The sequence below is a fragment of the Afipia broomeae ATCC 49717 genome (genome assembly GCF_000314675.2).
Taxonomy (GTDB): domain Bacteria; phylum Pseudomonadota; class Alphaproteobacteria; order Rhizobiales; family Xanthobacteraceae; genus Afipia; species Afipia broomeae.
Window position 1 is genome coordinate 1,312,074 of sequence record NZ_KB375283.1, and the last position, 26,358, is coordinate 1,338,431.

25 protein-coding genes are annotated in these 26,358 nt (G+C 62.0%); 12 read left to right on the top strand and 13 right to left on the bottom strand.

What is annotated here, in order from left to right; translation table 11 throughout:
• Nucleotides 1–7: 7 nt before the first annotated feature.
• Nucleotides 8–2,287, top strand: coding sequence for a transglycosylase domain-containing protein (locus HMPREF9695_RS18810; protein WP_006022483.1), 2,280 nt, complete (start codon nucleotides 8–10; stop codon nucleotides 2,285–2,287).
• Between the two features lie 67 nt (nucleotides 2,288–2,354).
• Here the strand turns inward: HMPREF9695_RS18810 and HMPREF9695_RS18815 are convergent, their stop codons facing one another.
• From HMPREF9695_RS18815 to HMPREF9695_RS18830, 4 genes are all read right to left on the bottom strand, one after another.
• On the bottom strand, nucleotides 2,355–3,194 hold the full coding sequence (locus HMPREF9695_RS18815; RefSeq protein ID WP_024921386.1) for a M48 family metallopeptidase: 840 nt from the start codon (nucleotides 3,192–3,194) through the stop codon (nucleotides 2,355–2,357).
• A gap of 252 nt (nucleotides 3,195–3,446) precedes the next feature.
• Nucleotides 3,447–4,772, bottom strand: coding sequence for a polyhydroxyalkanoate depolymerase (locus tag HMPREF9695_RS18820; RefSeq protein WP_006022485.1), 1,326 nt, complete (start codon nucleotides 4,770–4,772; stop codon nucleotides 3,447–3,449).
• 277 nt (nucleotides 4,773–5,049) lie between these two features.
• On the bottom strand, nucleotides 5,050–5,880 hold the full coding sequence (locus tag HMPREF9695_RS18825) for an ABC transporter permease (RefSeq protein ID WP_006022486.1): 831 nt from the start codon (nucleotides 5,878–5,880) through the stop codon (nucleotides 5,050–5,052).
• Entirely contained in the window at nucleotides 5,877–6,674 is a 798-nt protein-coding gene (locus HMPREF9695_RS18830; protein WP_006022487.1) for an ABC transporter ATP-binding protein, read from the bottom strand. Before HMPREF9695_RS18830 ends, HMPREF9695_RS18825 begins: the two co-directional genes overlap by 4 nt.
• A gap of 95 nt (nucleotides 6,675–6,769) precedes the next feature.
• Between HMPREF9695_RS18830 and HMPREF9695_RS18835 the strand changes: the two genes are divergently transcribed.
• From HMPREF9695_RS18835 to HMPREF9695_RS18850, 4 genes are all read left to right on the top strand, one after another.
• Nucleotides 6,770–8,101, top strand: coding sequence for an ActS/PrrB/RegB family redox-sensitive histidine kinase (locus HMPREF9695_RS18835; protein WP_006022488.1), 1,332 nt, complete (start codon nucleotides 6,770–6,772; stop codon nucleotides 8,099–8,101).
• 113 nt (nucleotides 8,102–8,214) lie between these two features.
• The gene (locus tag HMPREF9695_RS18840) at nucleotides 8,215–8,769 is read left to right on the top strand and encodes an ActR/PrrA/RegA family redox response regulator transcription factor (RefSeq protein WP_006022489.1); all 555 of its coding nucleotides are present in this window, start codon (nucleotides 8,215–8,217) and stop codon (nucleotides 8,767–8,769) included.
• An 86-nt stretch (nucleotides 8,770–8,855) separates the two neighbouring features.
• The gene (locus tag HMPREF9695_RS18845; RefSeq protein ID WP_024921381.1) at nucleotides 8,856–9,077 is read left to right on the top strand and encodes a hypothetical protein; all 222 of its coding nucleotides are present in this window, start codon (nucleotides 8,856–8,858) and stop codon (nucleotides 9,075–9,077) included.
• A gap of 25 nt (nucleotides 9,078–9,102) precedes the next feature.
• Entirely contained in the window at nucleotides 9,103–9,690 is a 588-nt protein-coding gene (locus tag HMPREF9695_RS18850; RefSeq protein ID WP_006022491.1) for a biliverdin-producing heme oxygenase, read from the top strand.
• Here HMPREF9695_RS18850 and HMPREF9695_RS18855 read toward each other — a convergent pair.
• A complete protein-coding gene (locus HMPREF9695_RS18855) occupies nucleotides 9,687–10,172 on the bottom strand; it encodes an MmcB family DNA repair protein (RefSeq protein WP_041712706.1) in 486 nt (161 codons plus the stop codon). The genes HMPREF9695_RS18850 and HMPREF9695_RS18855 overlap by 4 nt on opposite strands.
• A 149-nt stretch (nucleotides 10,173–10,321) precedes the next feature.
• Here HMPREF9695_RS18855 and HMPREF9695_RS18860 point away from each other — a divergent pair, with 149 nt between their 5' ends.
• From HMPREF9695_RS18860 to HMPREF9695_RS18870, 3 genes are all read left to right on the top strand, one after another.
• A complete protein-coding gene (locus tag HMPREF9695_RS18860; protein WP_006022493.1) occupies nucleotides 10,322–11,464 on the top strand; it encodes a vWA domain-containing protein in 1,143 nt (380 codons plus the stop codon).
• A gap of 335 nt (nucleotides 11,465–11,799) precedes the next feature.
• Nucleotides 11,800–14,235 (top strand): EAL domain-containing protein, encoded by a 2,436-nt coding sequence (locus HMPREF9695_RS18865; RefSeq protein ID WP_006022494.1) that lies wholly within the window; start codon nucleotides 11,800–11,802, stop codon nucleotides 14,233–14,235.
• Nucleotides 14,236–14,332: 97 nt separating this feature from the next.
• Entirely contained in the window at nucleotides 14,333–15,004 is a 672-nt protein-coding gene (locus HMPREF9695_RS18870) for an MBL fold metallo-hydrolase (RefSeq protein WP_006022495.1), read from the top strand.
• Here HMPREF9695_RS18870 and HMPREF9695_RS18875 read toward each other — a convergent pair whose 3' ends face one another.
• The 8 genes from HMPREF9695_RS18875 to HMPREF9695_RS18910 all read right to left on the bottom strand — a co-directional run bounded on the left by HMPREF9695_RS18875 (nucleotide 15,005) and on the right by HMPREF9695_RS18910 (nucleotide 21,847).
• Complete coding sequence (locus HMPREF9695_RS18875) at nucleotides 15,005–15,388, bottom strand: nitrile hydratase accessory protein (RefSeq protein WP_006022496.1); 384 nt, start codon at nucleotides 15,386–15,388, stop codon at nucleotides 15,005–15,007.
• Nucleotides 15,385–16,047 carry a nitrile hydratase subunit beta gene (gene nthB / locus HMPREF9695_RS18880; protein WP_006022497.1) on the bottom strand — a complete coding sequence of 221 codons (663 nt, stop codon included), beginning with the start codon at nucleotides 16,045–16,047 and terminating at the stop codon, nucleotides 15,385–15,387. Before nthB ends, HMPREF9695_RS18875 begins: the two co-directional genes overlap by 4 nt.
• Nucleotides 16,044–16,721, bottom strand: a complete 678-nt coding sequence (nthA, locus tag HMPREF9695_RS18885) for a nitrile hydratase subunit alpha (RefSeq protein ID WP_041712709.1) — start codon at nucleotides 16,719–16,721, stop codon at nucleotides 16,044–16,046. The genes nthB and nthA overlap by 4 nt, the downstream gene beginning before the upstream one ends.
• Nucleotides 16,722–16,890: 169 nt before the next feature.
• Nucleotides 16,891–18,822: a hybrid sensor histidine kinase/response regulator gene (locus HMPREF9695_RS18890; protein ID WP_041712897.1), complete on the bottom strand. Its 1,932-nt coding sequence runs from the start codon at nucleotides 18,820–18,822 to the stop codon at nucleotides 16,891–16,893.
• Between the two features lie 122 nt (nucleotides 18,823–18,944).
• Nucleotides 18,945–19,211 carry a pentapeptide repeat-containing protein gene (locus tag HMPREF9695_RS18895; protein WP_006022501.1) on the bottom strand — a complete coding sequence of 89 codons (267 nt, stop codon included), beginning with the start codon at nucleotides 19,209–19,211 and terminating at the stop codon, nucleotides 18,945–18,947.
• Nucleotides 19,212–19,243: 32 nt separating this feature from the next.
• On the bottom strand, nucleotides 19,244–20,140 hold the full coding sequence (locus HMPREF9695_RS18900; RefSeq protein ID WP_245258786.1) for a hypothetical protein: 897 nt from the start codon (nucleotides 20,138–20,140) through the stop codon (nucleotides 19,244–19,246).
• A gap of 86 nt (nucleotides 20,141–20,226) precedes the next feature.
• On the bottom strand, nucleotides 20,227–21,402 hold the full coding sequence (locus HMPREF9695_RS18905; protein ID WP_006022503.1) for a DUF3095 domain-containing protein: 1,176 nt from the start codon (nucleotides 21,400–21,402) through the stop codon (nucleotides 20,227–20,229).
• A 157-nt stretch (nucleotides 21,403–21,559) separates the two neighbouring features.
• The gene (locus tag HMPREF9695_RS18910; protein WP_006022504.1) at nucleotides 21,560–21,847 is read right to left on the bottom strand and encodes a DUF3551 domain-containing protein; all 288 of its coding nucleotides are present in this window, start codon (nucleotides 21,845–21,847) and stop codon (nucleotides 21,560–21,562) included.
• A gap of 134 nt (nucleotides 21,848–21,981) precedes the next feature.
• On the opposite strand from HMPREF9695_RS18910, the gene HMPREF9695_RS18915 reads away from it, so the two are divergent.
• From HMPREF9695_RS18915 to HMPREF9695_RS18930, 4 genes are all read left to right on the top strand, one after another.
• Entirely contained in the window at nucleotides 21,982–22,386 is a 405-nt protein-coding gene (locus tag HMPREF9695_RS18915; protein ID WP_006022505.1) for a YccF domain-containing protein, read from the top strand.
• A gap of 116 nt (nucleotides 22,387–22,502) precedes the next feature.
• Entirely contained in the window at nucleotides 22,503–23,402 is a 900-nt protein-coding gene (locus HMPREF9695_RS18920; RefSeq protein ID WP_245258787.1) for a CHAD domain-containing protein, read from the top strand.
• A gap of 128 nt (nucleotides 23,403–23,530) precedes the next feature.
• Nucleotides 23,531–24,910, top strand: a complete 1,380-nt coding sequence (locus tag HMPREF9695_RS18925) for a cytochrome P450 (protein ID WP_006022507.1) — start codon at nucleotides 23,531–23,533, stop codon at nucleotides 24,908–24,910.
• 110 nt (nucleotides 24,911–25,020) lie between these two features.
• On the top strand, nucleotides 25,021–26,199 hold the full coding sequence (locus HMPREF9695_RS18930; RefSeq protein WP_006022508.1) for a saccharopine dehydrogenase family protein: 1,179 nt from the start codon (nucleotides 25,021–25,023) through the stop codon (nucleotides 26,197–26,199).
• The last annotated feature ends 159 nt before the right edge of the window (nucleotides 26,200–26,358 follow it).

Here is a 26,358-nt window from a genome sequence, read left to right on the forward strand (position 1 = left end):
GGTTTGAATGGCGTTGGGACGTAAAAAGCAGAGCGGTCGCAAGGAGCCGAAGTTCGACGGTGCCGCGTCGCTCGATAGCGTCCGCCTCAATCCGCGCGACCGCATCGGCGGGCGGGATGACGACGACGCTCCGCCAAAGCGCCGTGCAGCCAAAAGCCTCCTCCTCGACGACGACGAAGACGACATGCCGCGCGAGCGTTTGCGCAAGACCCGCGCTGCCGAGCGGAAAGAAAGCAAGTCCAGGGCACGTGGCCGCTCGCGGTCCGGCCTCGGCCGTCTTGTTTATTGGGGTGCCGTACTAGGTCTATGGGCAATCATCGCCGGCGCTGGTGTCATCATCTGGGTCGGCGCGCATCTGCCTGCGATCCAGTCGCTGGAGATTCCCAAGCGGCCGCCCACCATCCAGATCACCGGCCTGGATGGCAGCGTGATCGCCACCCGCGGCGAAATGCCGGGGGCCAATGTCTCGTTGAAGGATCTGCCGCCTTATCTGCCGAAGGCGTTCATTGCCATCGAAGACCGCCGTTTCTATTCGCATCTCGGTATCGATCCGACTGGAATCATCCGCGCCGCCGTCACCAATCTTCTGCATCGCGGCGTGTCGCAGGGCGGCTCGACCTTGAGTCAGCAACTCGCCAAGAACCTGTTCCTGACCCAGGAGCGAACCATGCAGCGCAAGCTGCAGGAGGTCGAACTCGCGCTGTGGCTGGAGCGGAAGTACTCGAAGAACGAAATTCTCGAGCTCTATCTCAATCGGGTCTATTTCGGCTCCGGCGCTTATGGTGTCGAAGCGGCGGCACAGAAGTATTTCGGCAAATCCGCGAAGAACGTTTCGCTGTCGGAAGCCGCGATGCTGGCCGGTCTCGTCAAGTCGCCGTCGCGGCTGGCGCCCAACCGCAACCCGGACGGCGCAGAGAAGCGCGCGCAGATCGTGCTCAGCGCGATGGCCGATACCAATTTCATCACCGAGGCACAGGCCAAGGCGGCGATCGAGAAACCATCTTACGCGGTTAAGCCGGTAGGTGCCGGAACCATCAACTATGTCGCCGACTGGATCGGCGAAGTGCTCGACGATCTTGTCGGCCAGATCGACCAGAACATCGTGGTGGAAACATCGATCGATCCGAAGCTGCAAAGCGTCGCGGAAGCCGCGATCATCGACGAACTTGCCACCAAGAGCGTGAAGTTCAATGTCAGCCAGGGCGCGCTGGTGGCGATGACGCCGAGCGGCGCGGTGCGGGCCATGGTCGGCGGGCGCAACTACGCCGAAAGCCAGTTCAACCGCGCAGTGACCGCAAAACGCCAGCCAGGCTCGGCCTTCAAGCCGTTCGTCTATCTCACCGCCGTCGAGGGCGGCATGACACCTGACACGGTGCGCCAGGATGCGCCGCTCGACGTCAAGGGCTGGCGGCCGGAGAACTACAGCCGCGAGTATTTCGGCCCGGTGACGCTGACCCAGGCGCTGTCGATGTCCCTGAACACCGTTGCTGTCCGGCTCGGGCTCGAAGTCGGCCCGGCCAATGTGGTGCGCACCGCACATCGTCTCGGTATCGCATCAAAGCTCGAGCCCAACGCGACGATCTCGCTCGGCACGTCGGAGGTTTCGCTCAACGAGTTGGTGGGCGCTTACGCTCCGTTCGCCAATGGCGGATTCAGCGCCTCGCCGCATGTGGTCAACCGAATCCGCACCCCCGAGGGCAAGGTGCTCTATGCACGCCGCAACGATGCTCCGACACGGGTGATCGATGCCAACGCGGTGGGCATGATGAATGTCATGATGCACGAGACGCTGGTCACCGGCACGGCAAAGAAGGCAGACATTCCGGGCTGGTCGGCTGCGGGCAAGACCGGCACCAGCCAGGATTTCCGGGACGCCTGGTTCATCGGCTATACCGCCAACCTCGTCACCGGCATCTGGCTCGGCAACGACGACAACTCGCCGACCAGAAAAGCAACCGGCGGCGGATTGCCTGTCGAGGTCTGGACCCGCTTTATGAGGGCCGCGCACCAGAACGTCGCGCCTGCTCCGCTGCCAGGCTCAACGCAGTCACCGGGCGGCTTCCTCTCGAATCTGTTTCCCGGAAATTCGCGGGCGCCTGCGCGCGAGCCCTACCCCGCGCAACCCTATCCGCAGTCGTCGAACAATCAGGATTATCCGAATGCGCCTGCGGCATATCCGCCGCAGCAACAAACCCGTCCACCGGTCACGCAGACATCTGCGCGTCCGGAAGCGGCAGCGGGTCTCGATGGCTGGCTGATCGATCGGGTCTTCGGCGGACGGCGCTGATCGCGTAAACTGAAGTGTGATTCAGCTTTACTGAATCACACGCGCGTCTCATCTGCGAAATCAGATGCTATTCTTCGATGCCGTAGCGATGCAGATCGTTGCCGTGGGTGTCGAGCCATCGCTTGGCGCGTTCGGTCGCCGGACAAATCTTTGCCACGACCTTCCAGAACCGCGGCGAGTGGTTCATCTCGACGAGATGCGCAACTTCATGTGCCGCAAGGTAATCCAGCACATAAGGCGGCGCGAGAATAAGCCGCCACGAGAACGACAGCGCGCCTGCAGAGGTGCATGATCCCCAACGACTCGACTGATCGCGGATTGTGATCCGCTTCACCTTGACACCAAGCTCCTCGGCATAGCGATGCGAAGCTTCTGTCAGTGCGCGTCGGGCTTCGCGCTTGAGAAAATCGTGGACGCGGCGATCAATGAATTCAGAATCACCTGCGACGCACAGAATTTTGTCGCCGCTGTCGCGCATTTCGGGCCATACGGTTCCACGCACGCCGGCGCGATGCACGATTCGATGCGGAACACCGCGCAACGGCACCGAGGTGCCGGGTGAGAATGGCGCAGCTTTCGGCAAACCACCGAGACGTGCCGCGATCCAGGCGCCGTGACGCTGCGCGAAGTCCTTGGCTTCATACAGATTTCCGCGCGGAGGCATGGTGAGAATGGCTTCGCGTCGGCTCGGATGAATGCGCAGTGTGTATCGGCGCGCGCGGCGATGTCGCCTGAGCTGAATCGTATAAGTCGATGAGCCAATTTTGACCGCGAGCGTGCGCGGTTCGGTCGGGCGGCGATAAAGAAGAGCGCGAAAGGCCATGTCAGCAGGTCCGGACAGCAGGAATTCGCCGGGATTCTGCCATATCCGCCGCCAGTGAAATTCATCGGCGCAAAAACAAATCATTTGCCCAATATATCGTAGTTTTATGGAGTTAGCCTCCTACATCCGGGGGGATGAAACATGAAATGATGATTCATTCCTAAGCGAAAACCGGAGCCGGAAACGGCACGCGAAATTCACTCCTCTGCCGCAATTGGAGAGGGCCAAAACGGATGCGAATCCAAATAGTTACGGATATTGCCGCAGATCCGGGAACGCAAAGTCCCGGAATCCCCCATAAAACGGGCTTTTTCGACCCCAAACGCCCGAAAAAGTCTATTCGGCGGCCGCCAGCGCCAGCTTGGTATGGGCCGCCGAACGCATGAAATCGGAGATTCGAGGCACGATTTCCGACTTGAAGCGGGAGCCGTTGAAGACGCCGTAATGGCCGACGCCTTTCTGGACATAATGTACCCGCCGCGCATCCGGAATCGAACTGCAAAGCCCGTGGGTTGCTTCAGTCTGCCCCAAACCGGAGATGTCGTCGTTCTCGCCCTCGACCGTCATGAGCGCGACGCGCTGAATCTTCGACGGATCGACCGGCTTGCCGCGATGCTTCATCTCGCCCTTCGGCAAAGCGTGTTTCACGAACACCAGATCGACCGTCTGCAAATAGAATTCGGCGGTGAGATCCATCACCGCCAGATACTCGTCATAGAATTCGACATGCTTGTCGACGAGGTCACCGTCGCCTTTGACGAGATTGCTGAACAGCCGCTTGTGCGCATCGACATGGCGGTCGAGGTTCATGCTCACAAAGCCGGTGAGCTGAAGAAAGCCCGGATAAACGTCGCGCATGAATCCCGGCTGCGGGAACGGCACCTTGGTAATGACGTTGTTGCGGAACCATTCAATGCCCTTTTGCTCGGCGAGATCATTAACGCCGGTCGGATTGCGGCGTGTGTCGATCGGCCCGCCCATCAGCGTCATTGAGGTCGGGAAGTAGGGATCTTTCTCGGCTTCCATGATGGACACCGCAGCCAATACAGGCACGGATGGCTGGCACACGGCGACAACGTGCACGTCGCCCTTCAGCGCGTGGATCATCTCGATGACATAGTCGACATAGTCGTCGAGATCGAAACGGCCCTGTGCCACCGGCACCATGCGCGCGTCAGCCCAGTCGGTGATGTAGACGTCATGTCCCGGCAGGAAGGCTTCGACCGTCCCGCGCAACAGCGTCGCGTAATGTCCCGACATCGGCGCCACGATCAGCACGCGCGGATGCGGTGAACGCAGCGGCTGGGTGAGCTTGCGCTCGAAATGCAGCAGCCGGCAGAACGGCTTTTCCCACACCGTTTTGATCTCGACCGGAACCCGCATGCCGTTAACTTCGGTATCGTGCAGACCCCATTCGGGCTTGCCGTAACGGCGGGTGGTGCGCTCGAACAGCTCGCAGCCGGCGGCGATGGATCTTCCGAACTCGGTGCTGGACAATGGATTGAAGGGGTTCTCGAACCACAGCTTCATCATGTCGGTCATCGCCCGCGCCGGATTGAGCGAGGCCTGACCCATCTCGTACATCCAGTACATGGGCGTGGTCAGCGCAGGGCTGACCTCGGACGGCAAGCTAGGCGGCCTGCCAAATTCGCCTATCGGCATAATGATTCCTCGATCCTAGTGTCCCGTATCCGACGTTCGCCCTCACTCTGCAGCACCTTCCGAACGAACGTCGGATACGAAAGGACACTAGCGTTGTGATTCTAGTGATCCTTTGGTTCTGACATTCGTAAAAGGTGTCGGCCGGGAAATGATACGAATGTCAGAACCGGATCACTAGTTTCGCGGCGCAACATACTGTCGGGCCTGCGACAAAGCGTCAATCCGCCCATTTTACAGATCAGATGATTAATTAACAGGCGGAGGCCGCCAGCGGTGGTTATTCACCGCTCTGGACCAGGGAACCGTTCTTTCGGGCGCTTTTCAGCAACAGCAAGAAGGCAACAGTCGATATGGCGAATAGAGCCACATTGATCGCCAGCGCCTCGATCATCAGATCGGCCCGAAAGACATGGTCGATCAGCAGCGCCCGCATGCCCTCAAAAACGTAGGTCGGCGGCAGCATCCACGCCACCACCTGAAGCCAGTCCGGCAGGACCGAGACCGGGTAGTACACGCATGACAGCGGCAGCAGCGCGAACATCAGCGTCCACGCCAGACCCTCTGCGCCCATGCCATTGCGCAGCACCAGCCCCGACGAGATCAGACCGAACGACCAGCTCGTGAAGATCAGGTTGCAGAAGAATGCCACCAGGGCGAAGCCAAATCCGAACAGGTTGAACCCGAAGAAAGCGATGGCAAGTATCGTCATCGGAATGACTCCGACAGCCAGCCGCACCACGCTCATCACCATCAGCGAGATCAGATACTCGCTGACCTTGAGTGGACTCATCAGCAGATTACCGAGATTCTTGGACCACATCTCTTCGAGGAACGACATCGAGAAGCCGAGCTGTCCGCGAAACAGAATATCCCACAGGATCACCGCGCCGATGAAAGTGCCACCGGCCTTGGCAAAGAAGCCTGCGTTCTGCGAGATATAAGCTTGCGAAAAGCCCCACGTGATCAATTGCAACACCGGCCAGTAAATAAGTTCGAGCAGCCGTGGCCATGACGACGTGAGAAGATACCAGTGACGCAGGATCATCGCGCCGATGCGATGCGGAGCGATCATCTTCGGATTGCCGCGGCGAAGCTCCATGCTGCTCATGACGCAGCCTGCTGCACGCGGCCGCGCGCCACATCGAGAAACACTTCTTCCAGCGTCGTGCGGTTGTAGCGCGCCAAAATGGCGGACGGACTGTCATCGTCTTCGATACGCCCGCGCTTCATGATGATAACCCGGTCGCACAGCCGCTCGACCTCAAGCATGTTGTGCGACGCCAGCAGGATCGTCGCTCCACGCTCCTTGCGGTAGGTTTCAAGATGGCTCCGGATCCAGTCTGCGGTGTCCGGATCGAGCGACGCGGTCGGCTCGTCCAGCAGCAGAAGTTCCGGCTCGTTGATCAGGGCCTTCGCCAGCGCCACGCGTGTCTTCTGGCCTGCGGAAAGCTTTCCGCTCGGGCGATCGAGAAATTCGCCGAGATCGAGATCGGCGGCGAGCGAAAGGATCCGGTCCTTCAGATGCGTCACGCCGTAAAGCCGGCCGAATACGGTGAGATTCTGCCGCACGGTGAGGCGGCCAGGCATATCGACGTACGGACTCTCGAAATTCATCCGGCCGAGAACCTCGGCGCTTTGCTCGGGCATGGCGCAACCGAGCACGCTGACGCGGCCCGAGGTCGGCGACACCAGCCCCATGATCATCGAAATGGTCGTGGTCTTGCCGGCGCCGTTGCCGCCGAGCAGCCCCGTCACAGAACCGCGCGGAATCGTGAAGGTGATGTCATCGACGGCGCGGGTGGTCTTATAGACCTTTACCAGCCGCTCAAGCTCGATCGCCGCGTCGGGCGATGCCGGACCGGAATGCGACGTGGCACGGGAAGGCGAGAGCTGCACGGTCATATCATGCGTTCATTGAGCCAACAGGGCGCTATCCGCAAGAGCCGGATACGCAGGGCCGGTTTGTGATCGGCGTCGCCGGACGCTAAAGATACGATATGAGCGACATCGCGACCTCCGATTTCCGCCACCCGCGCCGTTATGTGCGTCTCGACACCATCCTTCGGCTGCGCTGGCTGGCTGCGCTCGGGCAGTTGGCGACGATTTTCATCGTCTCGGAGGGGCTTGATTTCGAGGTCCCGGTAATCCCATGCGTGGTCATCATCGGGCTGTCGTCGCTTCTTAATCTGGCGCTGCAGATACGGTTTAACCCGGTCCACCGCCTGGCGCCCCGTTATGCCGCCGCCCTCCTCGCGATCAACATCGCCGAGCTAGCCGCTCTGCTGTTCCTGACGGGAGGTCTGCAAAATCCGTTTTCATTTCTTTTCCTCGCGCCGGTGCTGATCTCGGCAACCGCACTGCCGACACGAATCACGATCGCGCTTGGCGTCTTTGCAGCCGCCTGCGCCACAGCGCTGGGGTTCTTCCATCTGCCGCTGCCGTGGAACGGCGAAGAGCCTCTCGTGCTGCCGCGCACCTACATGATCGCCGTCTGGATCTCTATCGTGCTGGCGATCGGTGTCACCAGCCTCTACGCATTTCAGGTTACGGAGGAAGCCCGTAAGCTCTCCGACGCGCTGGCCGCCACCGAACTCGTGCTGACGCGGGAGCAGCATCTGACGCAGATCGATGGCCTCGCCGCCGCCGCCGCGCATGAACTGGGAACGCCGCTCTCCACCATCTTCCTGATTTCACGTGAGCTGGAGCAAGCGATTCAGACCAAAGGTCTCGACGAGCACGCCCGCGGCGACCTGAAGACGCTGCGCGAACAGGCGCAGCGCTGCCGCGAAATTCTCGCCAAGATCACGCAACTGTCGTCGCAGGGCGCGCCGTTCGACCGCATGCCGCTGTCAACGCTGATCGAGGAGACGGTCGCCCCGCATCGCGACTTCGGCATCGCCATCAAGGTGCGTATCGCGCTGGCGCAGGACGCCGAACCTGTCGGCATGCGCAATCCTGCGATCCTGTACGGCGTCGGCAACATTCTGGAGAACGCCGTCGATTTCGCGCGCGAGCGTGTCGAGGTGAATGCATGGTGGAATGCGCAGACGGTTGAGATCGTCATATCCGACGACGGGCCGGGAATTCCACCGGACATTCTCAAGCGGATCGGCGAACCCTACCTGACGCGGCGGCGCGCCGGTGACACGGGAGGCGAGCGAAACGGACTTGGGCTTGGCGTTTTCATCGCCCGTACCCTGCTGGAGCGGACCGGCGCGCGGGTGTCTTTCACCAACCGGACCTTCCCCGCTCATGGCGCGATTGTCACAATCGTCTGGCCACGCAGCAGCTTCGAAACCGAGGAAGTTCCATCGGCGACGCTATCTTAACCAAACGGCCCACGCCGTTTTGAGTTGGCAAAGCTGCATCGGCCTTGGCATCGCCCGATTGACGCGCCATATCTAAAAGACACATCATAAGACACCTCAGGAGGCGCAAAACCGTGACCGCAACTGCCGATTTGACCGAAATTGCCGACCGTTCCTTGCTGATTGTCGAGGATGACAAGGCGTTTCTCGAGCGGCTGGCGCGGGCAATGGAGACTCGCGGCTTCGCTGTGAGCACCTGCGACAATGTGTCCGACGGCCTCCATCACATCGACCAGACACCGCCCGCTTTCGCAGTGGTCGATCTGCGGCTCGGCGATGGCAATGGTCTCGATGTGGTGTCGGCGCTGAAGCGGCAGCGACCTGATGCACGCGCCATCGTGCTGACCGGCTACGGAAATATCGCGACCGCTGTCACCGCGGTGAAGATGGGCGCGGTCGACTATCTCTCGAAGCCGGCCGATGCCGACGACGTGGTCGCCGCCCTGCTCGCAAGCGGCAACGACAAGTCGCAGCTTCCGCAGAATCCGATGTCGGCGGACCGCGTCCGCTGGGAACACATCCAGCGCATCTATGAGATGTGCAATCGCAACGTTTCGGAAACCGCGCGCCGCCTGAACATGCATCGCCGGACCCTGCAGCGCATCCTGGCCAAGCGCGCCCCGCGCTGAGCGGCTGTTCCGGCGGGGAACCTTTGTGTGCGGCACTGCGTTATCGACGCAGGACTGTCACAGGGAGCGGCCCCGCCGTGGAGCAGATGCGAAAAGCGCGACATATGGAAATCTCGTCCCGTCTCGAAGCCACCAAACAGTTTGGTCTGGTTGAGGATTACCGGATCGACTGGCCTCAGGCTTCGAAATTGCGCGCGCCTCGTGTCACGATCCGCCGGCGTGAAGCCTATCCTGTTCAGCTCACGCGCAACTATGTCACAACTCTGCTTGAGCCTCTCGTTCCTTCCCGCGAAATCGTGGTGATGTAAGTTCTCAATCAAGAGGCGAACTGTCATGGCCGCCGCCATCTGGGACATGATCCGCGAAGCCACACGAACGTCACACAGCCGCCTCGACATCGCTCTGTCCCGGCTCGATATCGCAATTCCTCTATATTATGAGGCCTTTCTGCGGAGTCAGGCCGAGGCGCTGTTTCCGATCGAAGCCGCGTTGGAAGCAGGCGGAATCGAAGAGCTTATTCCGGACTGGACGCTGCGCGTGCGCACGCCCGCGCTTGAACGCGATCTCGCAACATTGGGCATCGTCATCAAGCCGCTGCCGGCGCCCGCTTTCAAAACCGCTGCGGAAATGCTTGGGGCAGTCTACGTGCTTGAAGCATCCCGGATGGGCGAACGGGTGATGCTGGCGCGTCTGGCGGAAAACCCCGACTCCGACACCATGAACGCGACGGCGTATCTGCGCCATGGCTTCGGCAAGCGGTTCTGGCCGAGCTTTCTCACACTGCTGGAAAATCATCCCGCCGCGCTGGCCGATCCGGCTGGCGTCGTGCGCGGGGCGGAGATTGCCTTTGCAATGTTTGAGGATGCGCTGACCCCGGTGACGAGCGTCGCTACGACCTCATTCACACAAGCCAACCTCTAATCGTTCGCATGCCCCTGCGGATCGACGAGTCGGCTGATGCGCTGCGCCGCCAGCAATCCAAAACCCACGATCATCGATTTACGTGTCGCAGCAGGTAGCCGGTGTTCGGGCGCATCGCAGTGCAGATGCGCGCCGTAAGCGTCGGCGACAATCAAACCCGTATCTGCCGGAAACAGCTCGCACGGCATCTCCCGGGTGAAGGCAAAGAACAGCCGGTCGCAATGCATCCGGTAGTCCTGCCATTTTTGATCGGCGCGCAAATCCTCCACCGATGATTTGATCTCGACAATCCAGATGTCGCCGCGCGCGTTCATCGCCACCAGATCGGCGCGACGGCCCGACGGCAGGGTCAATTCGCTGACACAGGAAAATCCCAACGATTTCAGAAACCTGGACGTACCGCGCGCAATCGCGAGCGCTGTGTCGGACTGGCGGCGATCCGGCGGCAAACCCGGTTCGATATGGCGAAATGGTGAATGCATGATTCCGGCAAGCGTAGCAGAAAAGCTAAGACCCCTCAGCCTCAAAAGCGTACCCGCCCCGACACAATTCCGACCGCGAGCCGTCGCGAAGCAGGGGAACCATCGGTTCCGCTGGGAGCGAAACATGGTTTCAGCCCTTGGAGGGGGAAATGGACTCACGCATCACCGACAGATTCACATTCGGCGGCATTGCATTCGCGCTTGCCGTTCTCTCGTTGCCAATCACCTCGACATTCTCACAAGCCGTTGCCAAACCGACCGTCGAAGTCGCGTTCGTTCTCGACACAACAGGTTCGATGGGCGGCCTGCTCGAAGGCGCCAAGCAAAAAATCTGGTCCATTGCGACGAGTGTTGTCGACACCAATCCCGATGCCGACATCCGGATCGGCCTTGTCGCCTATCGCGACATCAGTGACGAATACGTCACCAGGACTTTCGATCTCACCACCGACATTCAGGACATCTACGCCAACCTGCTCGAACTGAAAGCACGCGGCGGCGGCGACTGGCCCGAGAGCGTCAACGAAGCGCTCGATGTGGCGATCAACAAGCTGCAGTGGACCAAGGGCAGCGATGCAAAACGCATCGTGTTTCTCGTCGGCGATGCGCCGCCGCACATGGACTACGCGCAGGACACCAAATATCCGAAGACGCTGGCGGTCGCAAAGCAGCGCGACATCGTGGTCAACGCCGTGCTGGCCGGAAATGCCCGCGACACCGAGCGGGTCTGGCAGGATATCGCGCAGCTCGGCGACGGCCGCTTCATTCCGATCCCGCAGGACGGCGGCGAACTCGTGGTGATCGAAACGCCTTACGACGACGAGATCATCATCCTGCAGAAACAGATCAACGGCACGGTCATTCCGTATGGTCCGCAGAAAATGCAAAAACGCGTTGAGGAAAAGACCCGGCAGCTGTCGCAGGTCGCGGCGGCGGCCCCGGTGCAGGCATCGGACATGGCGAGCTACCTCAACAAGCGTTCGAAATTTTCGTCGGAGGCCGTCACCGGCGACGGCGATCTGGTCAGCGCCGTGGCATCGGGGCGCACCAAGATCGAGGGCGTCAAGGACGATGACTTGCCAGACGAGTTGCGCAAGCTCTCGCCCGAGCAGCGCAAGGCCGAGATCGAGAAGAAAACTGCGGCGCGCAAAGGCCTGAACGAAAAGCTCGCTGTCCTGGTTCAGAAGCGCGACGCCTTTGTCACCGAGAAGAAGCGCAGCGCCGCGCCGGCCAAGGCCTCGTCATTCGACCGGGCAGTGGAAGACACCCTGAAAGCCCAGACCAGTCGATAATCAGATCGTCAGCGCTCGGGGCACTCTACGCGCAAGACCGCCACAATGGCCGGTCCAGGCCCCGAATCGGCCGTTGAGGCCCCCGAAAGGGCCTGTTCTGATTGGGTTTATCGCTGGCAGCATGAAATTACCTGCAAATCTTATCTGATCGTTTACCCGCGATTCACGCAACTCTCCGGTTCTGCAACCGGAGAGCGTGGCGTTGGAATGCCTTTAATCAGATGCCGCGAATGTCCGGATGCGCATCCCAGCTGTCCGAGGCTGTCGGTTGCGACTGGTAATGGGACTTAGCAGGGAATTCGCGTCGAACAGCAGGCAGGGGGCGTACGCGTCCGATGAAGCTTAATCTTGTTTCGGTGAATATGCGGCTGCTGCGGCTGGTCTCGCCCTTCATTGCCATTGTCCTGCTGCAAGCCTTTCTTGCCGGAATGAGCCTGAGCATTCTTTCTTCCGTTCGCGCCTATGTCGGCGGCGAAAGCCTTTGGTCGAAGGGGCAGAAAGACGCCGTCCACCATCTTTATCTTTACGGCGAAACCGGCGACGACCGGCACTACGAGTCTTACCAAAGCGCCATCGCCCGGCCGCTGGGCGACCGCGACGCACGTCTCGCGCTGGAACAGAGTCCTCCGGACCTCGCAGCCGCCCGTACCGGCTTCCTGCAAGGCGGCATGCATGCCGACGACATCGATGGCATGATCTGGCTGTATCGCTATTTTCGCGGGTTTCCGCCTTTCAGGACAGCGATCGTGCACTGGGTCAATACCGATCCCCTGCTCGACGAACTGACCGCGCTGGCAAGAGAAATCCAGTTAGAGCAGAACGGCACTCCGATTTCGCCTCAGCAACTCGAATCGCTGCGCGACCGGATCGACCATTTCAACGCGCGCTTCGCGCCCGAAGCGATGGCATTCGCCGGGAGCCTCGGTAACGGCTCGCGGCAAGTCAAGTTCGTGCTTACGATCGCCAACCTGTTCACCGCCGGGTTGCTGGTGCTGTTGCTGATGATGCTGACCCGCTACTTCCTGGCGCAGCGCCGCAGATTCGTGCACGCGCTGCAGGCCGAGAAGGAGCGCGCGCAGATTACGCTGGCGTCGATCGGCGATGCCGTCATCAGCACCGACGCGCAGGGCCGCGTGGACTACATGAACCCGGCCGCAGAAAAGCTGGTCACCTGCCGGGCTCCGGCAGCCAGAGGGCTGCCGCTGACCTCGCTTTTCCGGATTCTGGATGAGGAAAGCGGTCAGCCGCGCGAGGGGCAGGTCGAGCAGATCCTGACCGGACGCGATCTTGCCGCCAACACCCGGCCTCAACTGCTGCAACGTCCCGACTCCACGTCGGTGGCGATCTCCATGGTCGGCACACCCGTCTACAAGGGTGGAGCCGTCGCGGGGGCCGTGCTGGTGCTGCACGACATGACCAGCGAAAAGAAATACATCGCACGGCTGTCGTGGCAGGCATCGCACGACAGCCTCACCAAGCTGGCCAACCGCCGCGAGTTCGAACACCGGCTGGAAAAGGCACTGCAGCGGATGGACCGCGATCAGGACAGTCCGCACGCGCTGATGTTCCTCGACCTCGACCAGTTCAAGATCATCAACGACACCTGCGGTCATGCCGCCGGCGACAAGCTGCTCTGCGAAGTCTCGGATTCACTGCAAAAGCATCTGCGCGTGGACGATCTGCTGGCGCGGCTCGGCGGCGATGAATTCGCGATCCTGCTGGAGAATGGTGGTCTCGAACGCGCTGCGATCGTCGCCGAACGCTTGCGGCAGGCGATTCACGACCTCAACTTCGTCTGGAACGGACGTCCGTTCACGATCACCACAAGCATCGGCCTGGTGCAAATCCGCGGCGGCGCGACCAAGGACGAAACCCTGCGCACGGCCGACCTCGCCTGCTATCTCGCCAAGGAAAAGGGGCGCAACCGCATCCAGATCCACAATCCGAGCGACAGCGAATTGCTGCACCGGTTCGGCGAAATGGCGTGGGTGCAGCGGATTCACGATGCCCTGGATGAGCACCGCTTCTGTCTGTATGCGCAGAAAATCGTCGCACTGCATGGCCCGAGCCAGACCGGCGCGCATATCGAGCTTCTGCTGCGCCTGCGCGACAGGGACGGCAACCTCGTGCCACCCGGCGATTTCATTCCCGCGGCCGAGCGTTACGGCCTGATGCCGCTGATCGACCGCTGGGTGGTGCGTCACGCGTTCGAGACCATCGCGACACGGCTTGGCCGCGCGGCATCGGCGGCCATCGCCACCTGCGCGATCAACCTCTCCGGCGCAACCTTCAGCGACGAGGGCTTCATCGACTACGTTCGCGAGCAGCTCGAGCTTCACAACATTCCGCCGGCGATGATCTGCTTCGAGATCACCGAGACCAGCGCGATCGGCAATCTCGACAACGCCGCCCGCTTCATCAAGGTGCTGCAACGGCTGGGCTGCCGGTTCTCGCTCGACGATTTCGGCAGCGGCATGTCGTCGTTCGGCTATCTGAAGAATCTGCCGGTGAACTACCTCAAGATCGACGGGGGTTTCGTCAAGGACATGCTCGACGATCCGATCGACCGCGCCATGGTCGAGATGATCTGCCGCATCGGCAAGGTCATGGGCAAACAGACGATCGCCGAATTCGTCGAGAACGATGCCACGATAGAAGCGCTGCGCGAGATCGGCGTCGATTATGCGCAAGGCTACGGCGTCGGCCGGCCGGAACCGTTCGAGATTGCCGGCCCGGTGATCGCCGGCCAGCCGAACCTGCGGGTTGCCTGACCGCAGAGCGAAATCAGCCTGCCGCGTGCAGCCCTCATCCCCGGGAACAGCGGCGGAATCTGCTTGGCGCGGCGCAAAAAATCAGCATTGTGGCCGCATGACAGATGAATCGAAACAAGCCGCCAAAGCCGGCGCCCTGATCGTGCCGGTTTCCCCATTCCAGCAGAATTGCACGCTGCTGTGGAACACCGCGACCATGCATGGGGTCGTGATCGATCCCGGCGGGGACGTTCCGGACATTCTGGCCGGGATCAAGCAGGCCGGCATCACCATCGACGGGATCTGGATTACTCACGGCCACATCGATCATGTCGGCGGCGCGGCGGAATTGCGCGACGAATTGAAAGTGCCGATCATCGGCCCGCACATCGCCGACAAGTATCTGCTCGACAACGTCGTCGCGAGCGGTGCGAATTTCGGCATGACCGGCGTGCGCAACTTCGCGCCGGACCGCTGGCTCAACGAAGGCGACCAGCTCAAGATCGGAGATCTTGTGTTTGACGTTTATCACGCCCCGGGACACTCGCCGGGCAGCGTGGTGTTCTTCAACAAGGACATGCGCTTTGCGATCGTCGGCGACGTGCTGTTCAACGGCTCGGTCGGCCGCACCGATCTGCCCGGCGGCGATCACGCCACCCTGATCCGCTCGATCAATCAGAAACTGCTGCCGCTCGGCGACGACATCGGCTTCATCTGCGGCCATGGCCCCGGTTCGAATTTCGGCCACGAGCGCGCCACCAACCCGTTCCTCAATGGTGGCTTGGGTTAGTTAGCTGAAATCTTCGGGAGTCAGTTCGATCGGCTGACCGTGCGGCGTGCGGTCTGCAGCGTGATCCCATGCATCGCGGTAGCGGTGCAGTTCGTTCTCCGGCGCGACATTCCTTTCTGCGACCAGGTGCTCAAGCGTCGCAAGCCAGTGCTTGTAATAGGTTTCGCCGGTATCGGCGTCACCTTCGGCCTGCGCGCGCTTGATCTGCTTCGCCAGTGCATCTGCCCATTCCGGCCAGGTGAAAAGGCCCCGCGCATGCAGCGCCAGTGCCATTGCAAAGGCGCGCGCTTCCCATGGCTCGCGAAACACCGGGCCGTCGCCGTCGCGCGGAAGTCCCGGAACGCTGGCCGCCGCCTGCATTGCTGCCTGCCGGTCGATGGTCATTCGGCGCGCTCCAGATAGGATTCCCAGGCATCCACCGAAACGGCGCTCGCGGGATCGGCACGATCGCCCCACAATTCGCGCCCGGTGAAGCGCACGGTGTAGAGCTGCTGCGGATTCTCGCCGTCACCGCGCGCGTTGCTATCCGCAAAGACATGCGCGCCATGAAGCAACTCCACCACGCCGACATGACCGCGCACATAGCGCGGCAGCCGGATGTGGCCCTCCGGATGAATGTTCTTCGCTCGCACGCGGTCGCCGATCGCGAACAGCGGGGTCGAGGTCGCGTCGCGCTCCGTCGGCGCGCCTCGGCGCAACATGCCCTCGACATCGCCGGGCGCCAGAACCGGCACACCCGCCTTCGGCGGATACAGCACGCGGCCGGCCTCGGCTTCATCCGGCATCACCAGACCGCGCTCGTGCATCAGCCGTTCAAGGCCCGCAAGCCAGATCTGATAGTAGCTCTTGCCAAGATAATCCGCAGGCGAACGGTCCTCGCGGGCAAAGCGCGACATGTCGATATTCCAGCCGCCGGGCCGCGCCATCGCCAGCGTCAGCGCAAGCACCCGCCGCTCCCACTCGCCATGGAACACCGGCTCGTTCGGCTCCGGAATCACCGGGCCGAAACCATCGACACCGCCCATGTCGTGCGCGCCGTTCATGGTGCGGCCCGCTCCGGCGATTTGGGAAAGCCGGTGCCGATCATGCTGTCGCGGGTGACCAGTTCGGCGAGTTGCTCTTCGCTCCAGCCCTCGGTTCCGGCGGGGCGCTGCGGCACCACCAGATACCGGATCTCGGCGGTGGAATCCCAGACCCGGATTTCTGTCTCGGCAGGAAGCTCAAATCCGAAATCGCGCAGCACGCCGCGCGGATCGATCACAGCACGCGACCGATACGGCGCGGCCTTGTACCAGACCGGCGGAAGCCCGAGCACCGACCACGGATAGCAGGAGCACAGGGTGCAGACGACCATGTTGTGCCGCCGCGGCGTGTTCTCGACCGCGACGATGTGCTCGCCCTGCCGGCCGGCGTAACCAAGCTCGGCGATCGCTGGCGTCGCGTCATTCAGCAGACGCGCGCGGTAGGCAGGATCGGACCACGCCTTTGCGATCACGCGCGCGCCGTTGCGCGGCCCGACCTTGGTTTCGTAAGTTTCGATTAAAAGATCGAGCGCGGCAGGATCGACATAGCCCTTCTCGGTGAGGACCGTTTCCAGCGCGCGCACACGCAATTCCGTCTCCGACAATTCGGAATGATCGTGATCGTGGTGATGATGGTGGCCGTGATGATGGTCACCATGGCCGTGGTGGTGGTCGTCGTGATCGTGTCCGCTCATGAGATAAAGGATAGTCCTGCCCGCCTCGGCGTGTCGAGAGCGGGATGAACATGGCAGCAAGATGTGATTCAAGGATGCGGCCGGGTCTTCGCGCGTCAGTCCTTCAGAAGGAAGGTTACCGTCCGGCGTGGCAGCGCACGAACTCACAAATTGCGTTTGTGACCGGAAATCAGTTCGCGATCGCCGCCGTGACAGCCTGCATCAGCTCCTGCTGGCGAAACGGCTTGCCAAGCTTCGGCAGGTTGGCATCCACGCCCGGCGGCAATTCCGCATAACCCGTCGCAAGAATGACCGGAAGGTCCGGCCGCTCGGCCTTGATCGCTGCGGCGAGTTGCGCACCGGTCATCCGCGGCATGGCATGATCGGTGATGACGAGATCGACCGAGGGCTCGCGCCGCAAGATCTCCAGCGCCTGGTCACCTGACGTCGCCTCGAACACCGTGTGTCCCATGTCCTGCAACATCACCGCGGTATTCATCAGCACGAGACCATCGTCATCGACGGCAAGCACCACCAGCGGACGGGTGCCGGTCGCGCCGTCCTTGATGAAACGCCCGCCCTGCGCGGGCTGCGTCGCTTTCGCTGCAGGCAACCAGATTTCCGCCGTCGTGCCCTCACCTTTTTGGCTCTTCAGGAAGAACCGTCCGCCGGACTGTTCGGTCATGCCATGGACCATCGACAATCCGAGGCCGGTGCCGCGGCCCACACCTTTCGTGGTGAAGAACGGCTCCATGGCGCGCCTGAGAGTCGTCTTGTCCATTCCCTCGCCCGTGTCCTTCACCGAAAGACGCACATAGCGTCCGGCTTTCAGCTTGCTCCGCGAGCGAGGCTTGACGGTTTCCTCACGCGCCGCGATGACGATACTGCCGCCGTCCGGCATCGCGTCGCGCGCATTCACGGCCAGATTCAGCAGCGCCATTTCAAGCTGATTGGCGTCGGCATGGACGAGGTCGAGCTTGAGCGGAAAGTGCGTCTCGATCTGCACCGACGGTCCGAGCGAACTCTGCAACAGATCGGTCATGCCGCGCACAAGCGCGGGGATATCGATCGGCTTGAGATCGAGATCCTGACGCCGCGCGAAAGCCAGCATGCGCTGGGTCAGCGCCGCGCCGCGCTGCGCCGCCTGCGTCGCATTGGAAATCAGCGTCGCAACCCGCGCATCGTCCGGGAGCCGCTTGCCGGCCAATTCAAGACTGCCGAGAATGACCATCAGCAGATTGTTGAAATCGTGCGCGATGCCGCCGGTCAGTTGGCCAATGGCATCCATCTTCTGCGAATGGGCCAGCGCCTCGCGCGCGTGCTCGAGCGCCTTCTGTGTTTCCCTGCGCTCGGTGATATCGCGGGTGATCTTGGCGAAGCCGATGATGGCGCCGGTCTCATCGCGGATCGGATCGATGATCACGTTGGCCCAGAACTGCGTGCCGTCCTTGCGCACACGCCAGCCTTCCTTCTCGAAACGTCCTTCGCGCCGCGCGGTGGCGAGCGCGTTTTGCGGCTCGCCCTTCAGCCGGTCGCCCTCGGTATAGAATTTCGAGAAATGCTGGCCGATGATTTCCTCGGCCCGATATTGCTTGATGCGTTCCGCGCCCTGATTCCAGCTGCTGACGTAACCTTCCGGGTCGAGCATATAGAGGGCGTAGTCGGTCACGCTCTGCACCAGCAGCCGGAACTGTTCTTCCTTCTGCCGCAGACGATCCTCGGCGGCCTTGCGCTCGGTAAGGTCGCGCGTGATCTTGGCAAAGCCGACGAGCCGGCCGTCAGGCGAACGGATCGGGTCGATCACCACATGAGCCCAGAACCGGCTGCCGTCTTTTCGGATGCGCCAGCCTTCGTTTTCGAATTTGCCTTCGCGGGCAGAAATTTCCAGGGCGCGCGCCGGAAGCCCGGCCTTGCGGTCTTCCTCGCCGTAGAACTGCGAAAAATGACGTCCGATGATCTCGTCGTGGGTGTAGCCCTTGAAGCGCTGCGCGCCCGGATTCCAGCTCGTGACCCGCCCTTCCGGGTCGAGCATATAAATGGCGTAATCGGTAACCGCTTCCACCAGAAGCCGGTATCGCCCTTCCGGGGTCAGGGCATCCTCAAACCGGTTCGATCGCTGCAAGGCGGTATTTTCAAAGGCCATTCAATGTAACCCCGTACCAACAGGGCCAAACGCCGCCGGACCGGTAAAGTTCCACCTAAATTTGAGGACTTCGCCCAAAGTCGAACAGGGACCGGGGCTCTCTATTGCTGCTTTTCGTAGGCCGCCAGCATGTCCTCGACCTTGATCCCGTTGATGGTCATGCCCTCGATCCGGCAGTCGGTAAGGCAGGCCCCCGACATATTGGCGTTGTTAACGTGCAGGCCCGCCAGGTTGGCGTAGTCGATCCGCAGTCCGCTGAGATTGATGTCATGCATGTTGCAGCCCGACATGTTGACGTCTTCGAAGGTCGACCCTGAGACGTCGGATCCTTTCACATCAAGGCGCTGCTTCTGTTCATGGATGTCCATGTTCGCTGTGACCCTTTGCTTGTGACCGGCATCTAGTTCCGCACCGCGTAGAGCGGCGTCCGCAAGGTGAACTGGACAATTGGCTCGGGTGTCCAGGCCACCTCGATCGAGGCGCCAAACAGCCGGTTGTCGTTGTCGTCCATTCGCTCGAGATCGAACCTGAGCAATGGCTGGGTAAACGCCCTGGCCCTGATGAGGCCCGCGCCGATCTGCGCGCCACCGAAGGTCTGGACGCCCATCCGCGCGGACACCTTCCAGTTGTTCGGCCACTGATAGTAGCCGCCCATATATCCGGCGAATGCCGGCTCGACCCTGGCAAGACCGGAATCCACCCAGACAGCGGTCAATCGCGTCCCGAACAGCAGGCCCTGGGTTTGATCGTCATCCAATCCGTAATCTAGTTCGACCACCGTCTGGTTCGAGGTCGAGGCCAGCCCCGGTGCGCTGGTGATCGATCGCGTGAGAGTCGAGATCACCGTCACCGTCTTGCTGTCCTGCTGAATGACGTCGGCATTGAAACCGATATTCCAGCTATCGAGCGTCATCGACGACCATGACGTGGCATCGCTGCGCGACGTGCTGGCGCTGATACCGGCATACACCGAGAACCGCTCGGTGATGTCCACCGTCAGCGGCGCGTTCAGTGTCACGACCTGCGCTGCGGCCGGAATCGGAGACACGAAATTCCTGAACCCGATGGCCAGCGTGTTGGGCGGCACGGTCGTGTATTGCGTGTTGTAATCCAGATAGATATTCGGCTGCTTTGGGCTCGCCTTGGACGGCTCGTCGTCTTCGTCATCGCGGGCGCGGGCGAGATCGAAGGTGCCAAGTACAACGCCAAGAAGGACGCACAAGCCGAGCGGGACACGGCGAAGCATCCAGCCGCAACGATCTTCCTGGAAATCGATCGCCTTCAAAGCAACGCTCACCGATCTGAAAAGCCGCGAAAGTGCGGCGATGGTGACGTGTTCCGCGCCTCTTTTCAATGTTCGCTCAGGTGAACCGCGGCTTGATTTTAGTTCAGTGTGGCTTTCAGCGCGGTGGCGGCCGAGGCATAGCCGCCCCGCGCGCCGTCGACGAAATGAAAATGATCCGGACGTGACGCCGACAGCGTGAAGCACGTCATCATCGCGGCATCCTGACGGTGCAGGCCGTATCGCGCAGTGCCGGCGGCAGCCGCGGCGGCAAGACGGCTTTCCAGCGCATCGGCGAGTTCAGGCTTGCAATCGAGCACCATGCGCAGGCCATCGTCATATTTCCGGAAATCCGAGTTCTCGACCACCTGCTGCATATAGATCTGCGGCACGAAGCCTCCGGCCGAAATGTTGAGGCGAAACAGCAGATAGGCGAACAGTGTCCATGCGTGAACGCTGAGCCGCCGGACGAACAGCGATCCGCCGCGCTGCGCCAGCGCCTCGTAATCGGCGCCCGGTGTCGGCCAGCGCATGCGCGGACCGGATGACGGCACGGGCCGTCCCGCACCGGGACTTCGCTCGACCAGCGTCACCACGTCCTCGATCAGGCGGCGAAACGCCGCGCTGTCCGCCGACGCAGGCACGATCAGCATCGACAGAATGAGGCCGCGCTCCGCCGGCATTTCGGAGAAGCGGCACGACAGTCCGGTGAGATCAGGATGCGCACCCGGCGAAGCCATCGGGATGGTGAACTCGCCGCGCTTCATTGCGGCTTCCGCCCATGCCATTCCGCCCCCCGAAAACATCGCATAGGACACGTGCGGCGACGCCGCATAGCGCGCCACACGCACATCGAGCCCCTGCGCGCGAATGGCCTCGATCGGCACCAGCGCGACGCGCAGCGACAGATCGAGATCTTCCTTCACCCAGGTTGCGGTCGCTGCCAGCGCTTCGCGCGCCGCGTCGGCGTCCTGCGGGGATATCGCAAAGCTCGCGCCATCGCCGCCGAAGGCAAACGGAAAATCCCTGCCCTCCAGCGCATTGGTTACCGATGCGATCACCGCCGCACCCGCCATGTTCACCGCCTTGTAGCGGTTGTTCGCGATCGCCCTGGTGGACTGCACGATGTCGGCAACGCCGATCAGCCATCCATCCGGCACCGGCCGGTACAACGACGGGTCCATCAGATTCGCGAAGCCGCGAAACACCGGCATGGCGCGGTAGAAATCGTCCCGGCCGCCAACATCCGCGGCACTCTGGTCCTGCGACACGCTCATGACCGTTGCCTTGCCGATTTCATGCCTGCCAAATCCGTGCGGCCAGCGTTCCAAAAATACGGGCGTTCAGCAATACGGGTTCAGGCCCGATGCAAACAAAATCGGCGCGGCCACGCCGCGCCGACAATCAGGACCACAGGCCGTCCGCCGGATCACGTCAGTGGCGATGCTTGTGCCTGGGCTTGCGATAGCGGCGTGGAGCGGGGTCATAATACTGGCGAGGCTGATACCACGCATTGACGTGGCACGACCCGCCGACACCGCTGGTCGCGGCCTGGCACTGTTCATAGGTGTAATAGTCGCACACCCTGCCCATTCCGGTACGGCCGAAATTTTCCGAACAGAACGGCGCATCCACCCTGGCATGCGCTGCGGAGCCGGGCATGATCGCCAGCACCGCAACGGCGGCCATGGCGAACCCGGACGCAAAATCGATCTTCAGCATTCCGAATCTCCTAGATGTCCCTCTATACGGGCTTCGCCACCGGATTGGCTATCTCCAATCACCCGCCGTTTTCACCGCCGCGCCGCCGGAAAAGTGCTACGCTGAACCAAACCGGCACCAACGCAGGAGTTCCGATGTCGCCCGTCTCGTTTATGCTCAATGTTTTGTGGGTGGTGCTTGGCGGCTTCTGGATGGCGCTCGGCTGGGCCGTTGCCGCCGTCATCATGGCCATCACGATCATCGGGATTCCATGGGCGCGCGGCGCCTGGAATATTGCCATCTACACGCTGTTTCCGTTCGGCCAGAAGGCCGTCTCGCGCGAGATCTATATCGGCGAACGCGACTTCGGCACCGGCATTTTCGGATTTATCGGCAATCTGATCTGGCTGATCCTGGCCGGATGGTGGCTGGCGCTCGGCCACCTGTTCACCGCACTCCTGCTCGCCATCACGATCATCGGAATTCCGTTCGCCTGGGCGCATCTGAAGCTCGGCGCCATCGCGCTGTGGCCGATCGGCAAGACCATCGTCCCCGCATAAGGTTGCCTGCCGGCCCGCTCGCCATCCCGCATTCGCAGTATGACTGAAGAGACAACTTCCACGGGCGCGGAGAAACTGTAAATTTGGCGCGAACTGGTTCTGGACAGACGCCGATGATGGCGGTCCCTCAAGCTGAGCCAAATGCCCATTCGCTGCGCGAGGTCGCGGATGACACTCTGGCTATGGCGAGGGCCGCGCAAGAAAAGCTCGACAGCAACGAAACCAGCACAACCATTCATGAGCTGCGTGTCGCGCTCAAGCGCTGGAGAGCCTTGTTGCGGTTGCTCGAGGACTCAATCGGCGACGAGACCGTGGCTCTGCGCCACGAGGCAAGCCACATCGCCCGCGAGTTCGGCCGCAGCCGCGATGCCCAGACCGCTCTCGATGCGCTGGCCGACATTACAAAGCCGAGAGTCACCGAGACGCCGCCGCTGTCGGAACGAACCAAAGCCACTCTCACCCAGCGGCTTGAAGACGCGCGAAAGGCTTTGGAGGCCGAGCAGCTTCATCCGGAAGCCATTCAGCACCTGCGCGACGGCCTTGTCCGGGCGTCCGCCTGCGCAGCAAACTGGCCGCTTGAACGAATCCATTTCGACGACATCGTGACCGCTCTCGCAAAATCCTATCGCCGGGCCCGCCGCCGCCGCCCGCGCGAATGGGACACGGCCGCTCCGGAAGAGGTTCATGATTTCCGCAAGGCCGTCGTGGCCTTCCGCTATCAGCTCGACCTCATTGCGCCGCTGTGGCCAAGAATGTGGAACACCTTCATCGACGAGGTGCAGAAGCTGCGCACGCAGCTTGGCAGGAGCAACGATCTCGTTGCTCTCCGCGGCTTGATTCAACCGAAGCAACCGCTGGCTCCCTGGCGCTCACGCCTGACGCCGCGGATCGACTCCCGGCAACAGTTTCACCTTAGCCGCGCGCGATCGCTGTCCGGCCGGGTGTTCGCGGAATCGCCGCGGTCATTCCGCAAACGCATCGAGGCCCTGGCGGAAGCGGCCGCGGAGTCCCCTTGATCCGCAGGCATTTCCGGGCTCACGGCGCAATGCACCGCACCATCACAACTCCCCGATTTAATGGCGATCGGAGTTGTCGCCCCTCGCCAACTCGGCGATAATTCCGGCGAATAGCGCAGGGACATGCCATGTCGATGCATAGCCTGACATCGCCGGCTGCGATCAAGGCACCTCTTATGGTGGATCGCACAAGGCTCGCCCACATTCCCGGCGATGAAGGCTGGCCGCTGATCGGACGAACACTCAGTGTGCTTGCCGATCCGAAAGGCGAAGTTAATGCGATGGCCCGCAAGTACGGGCTGATCTATCGCTCGCGGGTTCTCGGCGAGACAAGTGTCTCCCTGCTTGGGCCCGAAGCCAACGAATTCATGCTGCTCGACCAGACCAAGCTGTTTTCCTCGACCAACGGATGGGAAACGATCCTCGGGCGGCTGTTTCCGCGCGGACTGATGCTGCTCGATTTCGAGGAACATCGCCTGCATCGCCGCGCCATGTCGGTCGCGTTCAAATCGGGACCGATGAAAAACTATCTCTCGCAGCTCGATTCAGGAATTGCGGCGCGCGTCGATCAGTGGCGCGAGGCGCCGGGTCCGATGCTGTTCTATCCGGCGATGAAGCAACTGACGCTCGATCTCGCCGCGACCTCTTTTCTCGGCACAGGGATCGGCCCCGAGGTCGAGGAGGTCACGCGCTCCTTCGTCGACATGATCGCCGCGTCCGTGGCGGTGATCCGCCAGCCCTGGCCGGGCACGCAGATGGCGCGCGGCGTCAGGGGACGCCAGCGCATCGTCGCTTATTTCTCGCAGCAGATTCCCCTGCGGCGCGAGAACGGCGGCGACGATCTGTTCTCGCAACTCTGCCACGCAACCCATGAAGACGGCGCGCTGCTGTCGACGCAGGACATTGTCGATCACATGAGCTTCCTGATCATGGCGGCGCACGACACCCTGACATCGTCGCTGACGTCGTTCGTGGCGCTGCTCGCGGCACATCCGGACTGGCAGTCGCGGCTGCGCGATGAGGTCGCGTCGCTTGGGATCGCACCCGGCGCGCCGCTGCCGTTCGAGAAACTCGACGCGATGCCGCTCACCGAAATGGCTTTCAAGGAAGCCATGCGGATGAAGCCGCCGGTGCCGTCGATCCCGCGCCGGGCGACACGCGATTTCAGCTTCAAGGGCTTTGACATTCCGGCCGGCACGCTGGTCAGCATGAATCCGCTGTTCACCCACCATATGAGCGAGCACTGGCCCGATCCCGAAACGTTCGATCCGCTGCGCTTCACCGACGAGGCACAGCGTGCCCGCCATCGCTTCGCGTTCATCCCTTTCAGCGGCGGCGCGCATATGTGCATCGGAGTGCACTTCGCCTACATGCAGGCCAAATGCTTTGCGTTTCATTTCCTGCAAAATCTCAAGGTCTCCCTGGAGCCAGGTTATGTGCCGGCATGGCAGATGTGGCCGATCCCGAAGCCCAGGGACGGCTTGCGTGTCACCCTGTCCACCGCTTGATGCGCCGCGCGCGAAGCCGTTGACTCTGCGCTCCCTGTCAGACAAGCAATCGGCAACACGCGACCGAACCGCGGGAAACTGAGCGGTCGGCGATATTTGAGGAAACGACGATGACCCAGGCGAAATTCGATGTCGTGGTTTATGGCGCCAGCGGCTTTACCGGCCGGCTCGTCGCCGAATATCTCGCCGCGCATTATGGCCCCGGCAGCAATCTCAAATGGGCGATGGCAGGCCGCAACCGCGACAAGCTTGCCGCGGTCCGCGACGAGATCGGCGCACCGAAAGACACGCCGCTGATCGAAGCCGACGCGAGCGATCCCGCGTCGCTCAAGGCGCTGGTCGGCCAGACCAGGGCGGTTCTTACCACTGTCGGCCCCTATCAGCTTTATGGTTCCGAGCTTGTTGCGGCATGCGCCGCCTCCGGCACCGACTATCTCGATCTCTGCGGCGAGCCGGCATGGATGCGCCAGATGATCGATGCCCATCACGCCAAGGCGCAATCGACCGGCGCCCGCATCCTGTTTTCCTGCGGGTTCGATTCGATTCCGTTCGAGCTCGGCGTGTTCTTCCTGCAGAGCGCGGCGAAAAAGCAGTTCGGCGCAGCCGTGCACCGCGTGAAGGGCCGCGTGCGCAAGATGAAGGGCACATTCTCTGGCGGTACGGCGGCAAGCCTGAAGGCGACTTACGCGGCCGCCGCCAACGATCTCAGCATCGTGCCGCTGCTCAAGAATCCGTTCGCGCTGACGCCGGGCTTCGAGGGCCCGAAACAGCCGCCGGGCAACAAGCCGCTCCACGACGACGAGCTTGGCATGTGGGTCGCGCCGTTCGTGATGGCGACGATCAACACCCGCAACGTGCATCGCTCAAATTTTCTGATGGGCTTCCCGTATGGCAAGGACTTCGTCTACGACGAGATGATGCTGGCGGGTCCCGGCGAGAAGGGTGAAGCCACCGCCAGAGCCATCGTCGCGGCGAATGCCGCGATGGGCGGCCCCGGCGGGCCGAAGCCCGGCGAAGGCCCCTCGAAGGAAGAACGCGAGACGGGCCTCTACGATATCCTGTTCGTCGGCGTGACGCTGGACGGCCGGCAGATCCACGCCTCGGTCAAGGGCGATCGCGACCCCGGTTATGGATCGACCTCCAAGATGATCGCCGAGTGCGCCGTCTGTCTCGTGCGCGAAGCGCAGGATGTGGCGGGCGGCATCTGGACCCCGGGCGCCGCATTGGGCGATCGCCTGATCAAGCGGCTGGAGGACAATGCGGGGCTTCAGTTCACGGTTGAGGGCTGAGGGGCGAAATACCTGCGGCAAACCAGCAGGCTTTGGTCCAAATCAGGCGCTCAAGCCCCTCGCCAGCCGTTGCCCGCACCGGCCCAATCGGCTAAATGGGATGCGCCGCACCCGTAGCTCAGCTGGATAGAGCGTTGCCCTCCGAAGGCAAATGCAAGC